This is a genomic window from Neisseria sp. HMSC055H02, from assembly GCF_001813335.1.
Taxonomy (GTDB): domain Bacteria; phylum Pseudomonadota; class Gammaproteobacteria; order Burkholderiales; family Neisseriaceae; genus Neisseria; species Neisseria sicca_C.
Map to the genome: position 1 here is coordinate 88154 of NZ_KV812067.1, position 8887 is coordinate 97040.

The 8887-nt window shown below is 52.8% G+C and carries 8 protein-coding genes, 1 tRNA gene and 1 pseudogene; 6 read left to right on the plus strand and 4 right to left on the minus strand.

Translation table 11 applies throughout. The annotated features are described in order from the left end of the window. Positions 1-253: 253 nt before the first annotated feature. From HMPREF2907_RS01670 to pyrE, 4 genes are all read right to left on the minus strand, one after another. Positions 254-329: transfer RNA gene (locus tag HMPREF2907_RS01670), tRNA-Thr, on the minus strand. 315 nt (positions 330-644) lie between these two features. Next, on the minus strand, positions 645-1955 hold the full coding sequence (gene argA / locus HMPREF2907_RS01675) for an amino-acid N-acetyltransferase (protein WP_070679360.1): 1311 nt from the start codon (positions 1953-1955) through the stop codon (positions 645-647). Beyond that, positions 1952-2437 carry an MJ0042-type zinc finger domain-containing protein gene (locus HMPREF2907_RS01680; RefSeq protein ID WP_070679363.1) on the minus strand — a complete coding sequence of 162 codons (486 nt, stop codon included), beginning with the start codon at positions 2435-2437 and terminating at the stop codon, positions 1952-1954. The genes argA and HMPREF2907_RS01680 overlap by 4 nt, the downstream gene beginning before the upstream one ends. Positions 2438-2548: 111 nt before the next feature. Beyond that, entirely contained in the window at positions 2549-3190 is a 642-nt protein-coding gene (gene pyrE, locus HMPREF2907_RS01685) for an orotate phosphoribosyltransferase (RefSeq protein ID WP_070679366.1), read from the minus strand. A 251-nt stretch (positions 3191-3441) separates the two neighbouring features. Here pyrE and HMPREF2907_RS01690 point away from each other — a divergent pair, with 251 nt between their 5' ends. The 6 genes and pseudogenes from HMPREF2907_RS01690 to HMPREF2907_RS01720 all read left to right on the plus strand — a co-directional run bounded on the left by HMPREF2907_RS01690 (position 3442) and on the right by HMPREF2907_RS01720 (position 8660). Next, positions 3442-4128, plus strand: a complete 687-nt coding sequence (locus HMPREF2907_RS01690) for a Bax inhibitor-1/YccA family protein (RefSeq protein WP_070679369.1) — start codon at positions 3442-3444, stop codon at positions 4126-4128. A gap of 129 nt (positions 4129-4257) precedes the next feature. Further along, the gene (gene coaD, locus HMPREF2907_RS01695; RefSeq protein WP_016686445.1) at positions 4258-4764 is read left to right on the plus strand and encodes a pantetheine-phosphate adenylyltransferase; all 507 of its coding nucleotides are present in this window, start codon (positions 4258-4260) and stop codon (positions 4762-4764) included. A gap of 363 nt (positions 4765-5127) precedes the next feature. Then, positions 5128-7236 (plus strand): annotated as a pseudogene (locus tag HMPREF2907_RS01700) (TonB-dependent receptor). Between the two features lie 190 nt (positions 7237-7426). Then, positions 7427-7789, plus strand: coding sequence for a hypothetical protein (locus HMPREF2907_RS01710; protein WP_016686442.1), 363 nt, complete (start codon positions 7427-7429; stop codon positions 7787-7789). Further along, positions 7789-8175, plus strand: a complete 387-nt coding sequence (locus tag HMPREF2907_RS01715; protein WP_070679375.1) for an acyl-CoA thioesterase — start codon at positions 7789-7791, stop codon at positions 8173-8175. The genes HMPREF2907_RS01710 and HMPREF2907_RS01715 overlap by 1 nt, the downstream gene beginning before the upstream one ends. Then, positions 8172-8660, plus strand: a complete 489-nt coding sequence (locus HMPREF2907_RS01720; protein ID WP_070679377.1) for a TlpA family protein disulfide reductase — start codon at positions 8172-8174, stop codon at positions 8658-8660. The genes HMPREF2907_RS01715 and HMPREF2907_RS01720 overlap by 4 nt, the downstream gene beginning before the upstream one ends. The last annotated feature ends 227 nt before the right edge of the window (positions 8661-8887 follow it).

The following is an 8887-nucleotide window of genomic DNA, read 5'->3' on the forward strand; positions in this document are numbered from 1 at the left end:
CTGGTGTTGCACTTGAAATCCGAATCCAAGCAGTGATATTGCAGAATATTGGAATGAGAAAATGAATTACAGATTCTTAATGAATAGTGATTTAGGTTATCGTCAAGGATTGCCGCTAAAATTTATGTCGCAAAAACTGTTTAGTATTTTGAAAAATACTTTCCAAGTCCTTAGCCTTGAACAAACACCGCAATAAAAAAGGTCGTCTGAAAACCCAAAACCAAGTTTTCAGACGACCTTTCTTTATCCAATCTGGTGCCGGAGAAGGGAATCGAACCCCCGACCTTCGCGTTACGAATGCGCTGCTCTACCGACTGAGCTACACCGGCACGGTGTTCGTTATCATATACATAAACGGGATGTTCGGCAAGTTCGCATTTCCCGATAAGGTCGTTGCTCGGTGAAAATATATGCCGTGTTTTCAGACGACCTCTTTTAAAAAGGCCGTATGGGGATATTGTTTTGATGCTTGGTTTTCCATCCCTTCCGCTCACACGGAAACGGCAATGGGTTGGGCAGGTTTATCCGGAATCGGCAAACTGTCAGCCTTCGTCCAAATATAATATTTAACAGTGAACAAGCTAAATCTGAATGATGGGTTCGCCTGCAAGGTTGGATGAACGGGGGGAGCAAAGTGTGTTGCATCAAGGTTCGATATTTCGGACAAACACCTGCGAGTTGCGGCCGTTGGCAAGGTAGTCGAGGCGGCGTTCTTCGGGTAATGCGTCGGGAGAGGTCGTCTGAAAACCGCGTTCGGCAAACCATTCGCCTGTGTGGGTGGAGAGGGCGAACAGGCGGCGGATGCCCATGGCGCGGGCTTTTTGGAAGAGGTGGTCGAGCAGCATTTCGCCGTAGCCGCCGTCGCGAGCTTCGGGGGAGACGACGAGGCAGGCGAGTTCGCCGATTTCGGGGTCGTCGAAAGTTTTGAGGGCGACGCAGCCGTAGATGTTGCGGTCGTGTTCGAGGACGGAGAAGCCGGAGATGTGGTTTTCGAGATATTCGCGGCTGCGGTGCAACAGGATGCCTTGTTCTTCCAACGGGCGGATCAGGGCGATGATGCGGGGGATGTCGCGGCTGTGGGCTTGGCGGATGGAGACGAAGGAGTCGCGGGCGATGGCGGTGCCGCAGCCTTCGCGGGTGAAGAGTTCACGTAACAGTCCGCCGTCTTCGCGTCCGCTGAGGATTTGAACGCGGCTGACGCCGTTTTCGACGGCGTTGACGGCGGCTTGGAGCAGGCGCACGGGAACGTTGTTTGCGGTTTCTATCAGGTGGCGGACTTCGCCTGAGGACAGGGTGGACATGAGGACGCCGTCGGCGTTGCAAATGCCGGTTTCTTCGGTCAGGTACACGAGTTTTTCGGCTTGAAGGGCGACGGCGACGGCTTCGGCAGCTTCGCTCATACTGAGGTTGAAGGTTTTGCCGCCGTAGGAGTGTCCGAGCGGGCTGATGAGGACAATGGCGCCGTCGTCGAGGCGGCGGTTGATGGAGTCGGTGTCGGTTTTGCGGACGATGCCGGTGTAGCCCATGTCTATGCCGTCAATGACGCCGAGCGGACGGGCGGTGAGGAAATTGCCCGAAGCGGTGGGAATCGGTTTGTTGCGCAAAGGGGCGGATGCGCTGCTGCACAGGGCGGCTTCGATGTCGCTGCGTATCATGCCGACTGCCTGCTTGGCGTCGCGCAGGGTGGCATCGTCGGTAATGCGGCGGTTGCGGTGGTATTGCGGAACGAATTGTCTGTCGGCGGCGAGGCAGTTGAGAAAATGGCGCGTGCCATGTACCAACACGAGGCGCACGCCCAAGCCTGCAAGCAGGTGGAAATCGGCAGCGAGCCGGTTCAGGGTGTCGCCTTCGAGCAGGCTGTCGGTGATGCCGATAACCAGTGTTTTGCCGCGCAGGTAGTGGATATAGGGCGCGGCTTCGCGAAAATCGGCGACAAAGCCCGGAGATGTGTTCATAGCAAGACCAGATAGAAAAGCTGCATGATGAGGACGGTCAGCGCGACCAGTACCGCCAGCGTCCAGTTGAAGCCTTCTTCGGATTTGGCGGGTTTGGCAGCGGCTGCCGCCATCAGGGCTTGGAATTCTTCAGTCCGCCGTTTTTCTTCTTCTACACGACGCTTTTCCTCTTCGGTACGCCGTGCCGCCTCTTCTTTGGCTTTTTTGGCACGTTCGGCGCTGTCGAGCAAGCTGGCGATTTCGTGGCGGGAGGGTTGTTTGCGGTTGCGGATGTTGCCGCCCATGTCGTGTACGAGGCGGACGTCGGTTACAGCATTGGGCAGCGTGTCGGGATTGGCGGGTGCGGAAGACGGCGCCAGGCTGTCTTTGGCTTTGAACAGGCCTTCGCATTTATTGCAAACGACAAAGCCTTGTGCGACGTTGAGCTGGGTGTCTTTGACCCAAAGTGAGGTTTTGCAGTGTGGGCAGATACAGGCGGGCATAGGGGTTTTCCGTGTAAAGTGTGGGATGTGTTGTTTTAATGTGTGTTTGATTGGGTTGGGTCGTCTGAAAAGGGATTGTCCGTCTTCAGACGACCTTTTGTTTATCGGATTTTAGGCAACGCCGTAGCGTTCGCGGTAGGCTCTGACCGGCTCGAGGAAGCCACCGAATTCCGCGTTGTTTTGCAGGAGTGTGAACAAGTCGTTCAGATTGGCAATGGCGACGACGGGCAAGCCGTATTGTTTTTCCACTTCCTGAACGGCGGACAATTCGCCCGTACCTTTTTCCATACGGTCGAGCGCGATGGCGACGGCGGCGGGCGTTGCGCCTTCCGCCTCAATCAGTTTGACCGATTCGCGCACAGATGTTCCCGCAGAAATCACGTCGTCGATAATCAAAACTCGGCCTTTGAGTGGCGCACCGACCAATACGCCGCCTTCTCCGTGGTCTTTCGCTTCTTTGCGGTTGTAGGCAAACGGCACGTTCACGCCTTTTTCCGCCAGCATAATCGCCGTCGCCGCCGCCAAAATAATGCCTTTGTAAGCAGGGCCGAACAGCATGTCGAATTTTACGCCGCTCTCAATAATCGCCTGCGCGTAAAACTTCGCCAGTTGCAGCGTCGATGCGCCGTCGTTAAACAGTCCGGCGTTGAAAAAATAAGGCGACTGACGACCTGCCTTGGTCGTAAATTCACCGAATTTCAATACATTCTGCGCCAGCGCAAACTTAAGGAAATCTTGACGGAAATCGGACATTTTGCTTCTTTCGAAAGATATTGATTTATAAAGGAAGAGATTATAAAGGATTCATGAGGAAAATGCAGGTCGTCTGAAAACAGGTTTTCTGGTTTCAGACGACCTGTTTCATTCAAGCCCTTTAAAATCTGCCATCCGCCATTATCTACCGGTAAGTGGCGATGGCAGCATACATAATATGCCCAAGCCGATGATTTACTGTTAGAATCCGAATTTATTTGTTTTCAAACCATTTTTCAGGAGCAAACGCCATGCGAAACGACGTTTACGACTATACCGTCACAGGACAGGTTGCTAAAAATACCGTCCTGCAAAAAACTTACCGCCTGCTCGGTCTGTCTTTCATTCCCGCCGTTGCCAGCGCATATTTCAGCGGCCGGTTCGGACTGAATCTGTTCTCTCTCTTCGGTCAGGGCTGGATGGGGCTGGTTGCCGTGCTGGTATTCTTCTACGGCATGACTTTCCTCATTGAGAAAAACCGTTACAGCAATGTCGGCGCAACCCTCCTGATGATCTTCACTTTCGGCATGGGTGTGCTGATCAGCCCGCTTCTGCAATATACGCTCGCCATTCCAAACGGCACGCAAATCGTCGGCATCGCCGCCGCCATGACTGCCGGGGTGTTCTTCACCATGTCTGCAATGGCGCGCAGCACCAATGTCAATATGAATTCGCTAGGCCGCTTCCTGACCGTCGGCGCGGTGGTGTTGATGATCGCGATGATTGCCAACTTCTTCCTGCAAATCCCGGCATTGAGCCTTGCCGTTTCGGCAGCGTTTGTCCTATTCAGCTCGCTGATGATTATGTGGCAGGTGCGTACGGTGATTGACGGTGGAGAAGACAGCCATATCAGCGCGGCTCTGACCATCTTCATCTCCATCTACAATATCTTCAGCAGCCTGCTGCGTATTTTGCTGGCGTTCAGCGGCGATGATTAACCGTTTGCGCATCTGACGAAAGCATTCAAAGGTCGTCTGAAAACAGGTTTTCTGATTTTCAGACGACCTTTTTGACATTCCATTCCCCGCCCGCTATCCTGACGGCTGCCATCACTCACACCACTACCCATGAACACTATCCCCCCGCGCCGCGCCGTTTACGCAGGCAGCTTCGACCCGCCGACCCTCGGCCATCTTTGGATGATACAAGAAGCTCAGGTTCTTTTTGACGAACTCGTCGTCGCCATCGGCATCAATCCCGAAAAACGCAATACCTACACCATAGACGAACGCCGCGCCATGCTCGAAGCGATTACGGGCGACTTTCCCAATGTCCGCATCAGCGTATTTGAAAACCGCTTCCTGGTTCGCTACGCGCGTGAAATCGGCGCGGGTTTTATCGTTCGCGGTATCCGCTCCGCCGCCGACTACGAATACGAACGCTCCATGCGCTATATCAACAGCGACCTTGCACCCGAAATTTCGACGGTTTTCCTGATGCCGCCGCGCGAAATCGCCGAAGTGTCTTCCACTATGGTCAAAGGCCTGGTCGGCCCGGATGGTTGGCACGACATAATACGCCGCTACCTGCCCGAAGCCGTGTATAAAAAAATCGTGCAGGATTATGAAACTTAAATGTTGTTAACGAGAAGGTCGTCTGAAAGCTTGAAACGCAGGTTTTCAGACGACCTTTCGATTTATGGCGGTGTTTGTGTAATTCTAAATTTATAGTGGATTAACTTTAAACCAGTACGGCGTTGCCTTGCAGTACTATCTGTACTGTCTGCGGCTTCGTCGCCTTGTCCTGATTTAAATTTAATCCACTATAGATTTAATAATTAGATAATAGTATTCATTTTAAATGTATTTTTCTTAGTAGCTACTTCGTTGCAAAATATAAACACGATTTGTCATAAATAAAGATAATTATTATCAATTATTTCGATTAAGCAAAAATATTTCCTATAATGCCGCATCCCTTCACCTTCCGAGTTGAACATGCAATATTCTGCCCGCCTTTCCCTGCTTCCCGCCCTGATTGCCTCCGCTTTCCCGCTGTATGCCGCCGATACCGCCGATAGCGAACATTACACCGCCACCCTGCCCACCGTTACCGTGGTCGGACAGTCCGACACCAGCGTACTCAAAGGCTACATCAACTACGATGAAGCCGCCGTTACCCGCAACGGCCAGCTCATCAAAGAAACGCCGCAAACCGTCGATACGCTCAACATTCAGAAAAACAAAAACTACGGCACGAACGATTTAAGTTCCATCCTCGAAGGCAACGCCGGTATTGACGCTGCCTACGATATGCGCGGCGAAAGCATTTTCCTGCGCGGCTTCCAGGCCGACGCATCCGATATTTACCGCGACGGCGTGCGCGAAAGCGGGTAGGTCCGCCGCAGCACTGCCAACATCGAGCGCGTGGAAATCCTGAAAGGCCCGTCTTCCGTCCTTTACGGCCGTACCAACGGCGGCGGCGTCATCAATATGGTCAGCAAATACGCCAACTTCAAACAAAGCCGCAACATCGGTGCGGTTTACGGCTCGTGGGCAAACCGCAGCCTGAATATGGACATCAACGAAGTGCTGAACAAAAACGTCGCCATCCGCCTCACCGGCGAAGTCGGGCGCGCCAATTCGTTCCGCAGCGGCATAGACAGCAAAAACGTCATGGTTTCGCCCAGCATTACCGTCAAACTCGACAACGGCTTGAAATGGACGGGGCAATACACCTACGACAACGTGGAGCGCACGCCCGACCGCAGTCCGACCAAGTCCGTGTACGACCGCTTCGGACTGCCTTACCGCATGGGTTTCGCCCACCCGAACGATTTTGTCAAAGACAAGCTGCAAGTTTGGCGTTCCGACCTCGAATACGCCTTCAACGACAAATGGCGCGCCCAATGGCAGCTCGCCCACCGCACGGCGGCGCAGGATTTCGACCATTTCTATGCAGGCAGCGAAAACGGCAGCCTAATCAAGCGCAACTACGCCTGGCAGCAGACCGACAACAAAACCCTGTCGTCCAACTTCACGCTCAACGGCGACTACCACATCGGCCGTTTTGAAAACCACCTGACCGTAGGCTTGGATTACAGCCGCGAACACCGCAACCCGACATTGGGTTTCAGCCGCGCCTTTACAGCCTCCATCAACCCCTACGACCGCGCAAGCTGGCCGGCTTCGGGCAGATTGCAGCCCGTCCTCACCCAAAACCGCCACAAAGCCGACTCCTACGGCATCTTTGTGCAAAACATCTTCTCCGCCACGCCCGATTTGAAATTCGTCCTCGGCGGCCGTTACGACAAATACACCTTTAATTCCGAAAACAAACTCACCGGCAGCAGCCGTCAATACAGCGGCCATTCGTTCAGCCCCAACATCGGCGCAGTGTGGAACGTAACGCCTGCCCACACGCTCTACGCCTCGTATAACAAAGGCTTCGCACCTTATGGCGGACGCGACGGCTATTTGAGCATCGACACTTCGTCTTCCGCCGTGTTCAACGCCGATCCCGAATACACCCGCCAATACGAAACCGGTGTCAAAAGCAGTTGGCTGGACGACCGCCTCAGCACCACATTGTCCGCCTACCAAATCGAACGCTTCAATATCCGCTACCGTCCCGACGCGCAAAATGATCCCTACACTTAGGCTGTCGGCGGCAAACACCGTTCGCGCGGTGTGGAACTGTCCGCCATCGGACAAATCATCCCCAAAAAACTCTACCTGCGCGGTTCGTTGGGCGTGATGCAGGCGAAAGTCGTTGAAGACAAAGAAAATCCCGACCGCTTGGGCATCCATTTGGACAACACCAGCAACGTTACCGGCAACCTGTTCTTCCGTTACACGCCGACCGAAAACCTCTACGGCGAAATCGGCGTAACCGGTACGGGCAAACGCTACGGCTACGATTCAAGAAACAAAGAAGTCACCACGCTTCCCGGCTTCGTCCGAACCGACGCCATGCTCGGCTGGAACCGCAAAAACCTGAACCTCACTTTCGCCGTTGGCAATCTGTTCAATCAAAAATACTGGCGTTCCGACGCCATGCCCGGCGCGCCGCGCACTTATACGGCGCGGGTGAATTACAGTTTCTAATCTCGGACAGGAAATGGAACAAAGGTCGTCTGAAAACTCGTGTTTCGAGTTTTCAGACGACCTTTTACCTTCTATACGCTCATGAATAAGGCGGGGCGCTTAAGTCTGCAAAGAATGTGGCAGTCCGCAAAGATAGCGTTTGCGCGGCCTTTGCTATATCATTCCCTTATCTGAAACCAAGGAAAACATCATGTACGAAGTCAACCGCAGCGTCTTCCTGCTCATCCCGCTCGATCCTTTTTGGAACTGGCTGCAAACCCTGCCCGGCAATCATCTTGACGGTTTGACGCTTGAAGATATTCAAGCCGATGCCAATTCTTATCTCGTCCGTCCGTGTGAAACCGCCGACGAAGTATGGGACGAAATCGAAGCGCGGTTTGAAGACATTTTCGCTGCCGAACTTGCCGACTGGTGCGAAGATGAGAGCGAGTGGCCTGATTTGGACGCCGATATTTTCAACGAATGGTTCGACATACAGCTCTCCACCGTCATTACCGACCTCGAGCACGAACCGCTCGCCCGTGAAGCCTTTCAACCCTTTAATCTGAACTGATGAACGTCCGCGTCCGCAATTACCATCTTGACGGCTACGGTCATGTCAACAACGCGCGCTATCTCGAATTTCTCGAAGAAGCGCGCTGGGCGTTTTTTGAGGAACACGGTTTATTGTCCGAAATCGACGGCTTGATGCTGGTGGTCGTCCGCACCGACATCCGTTATCGCCGTGCCGCCGTCGATGGCGACATATTGCGTTTTGAAGGTCGTCTGAAAGAGCTGACCTCGCGCCATATTATCCTCACTCAAAACATCGTTTTGCCCAGCGGTAAAAATGCCGTCGAAGCCGAAAGTACGCTGATGGTTGTCAGCGCAGAAAGCGGGCGGAGCATCAGCATTCCCGAACCTCTCTTTACTCTTTTAAAACAATACGCCGAAGCATGAAAAAACTCATTACCATTGCCGCAGTCGCCATTATCGGTGCGCTGCTTGCCATCGTCCTTATTCCGGATAACAAACCTACTCCCGCATTCTCTTTGTCCGACCTGCAAGGCAAACCGGTGTCCAATGCCGATTTGCAAGGCAAAGTCAGCTTCATCAATTTCTGGTTTCCCTCCTGCCCGGGCTGTGTCAGCGAAATGCCCAAAGTCATCAAAATGTCCAGAGATTATCAAGGCAAAGACTTCCAAGTACTCGGCATTGCCCAACCGATAGACCCGTTGGAAAGCGTAACCCAATACGTCCAAGAATACGGTTTGCCCTTTACCGTCATGTTTGATGCCGATAAAGCCGCCGCCCAAGCGTTCGGTACGCAGGTTTACCCGACTTCTTTTCTGATCAATAAAAAAGGCGAAATCCTGAAAACCTTTGTCGGAGAACCCGACTTCGCCGCGCTTTATCAGGAAATCGACAAAGAATTGGCAAAGTAGCAATCAAAAAAGGGCGCAATGATGCACCCTTATGTATTTATTGGGATAAGGCGTTGATTTCTTTTAGCGCAATTGCTGATTGATGCGGAAATGACAGCAGTTTCGGCAATATCGTCTTTTTATGAATTTCTTCATAGCCTTAGATGATTTAAAAGGTCGTCTGAAAATCTAAAATACAGGTTTTCAGACGACCTTTGTGTTTATAGTGGATTAACTTTAAACCGGTA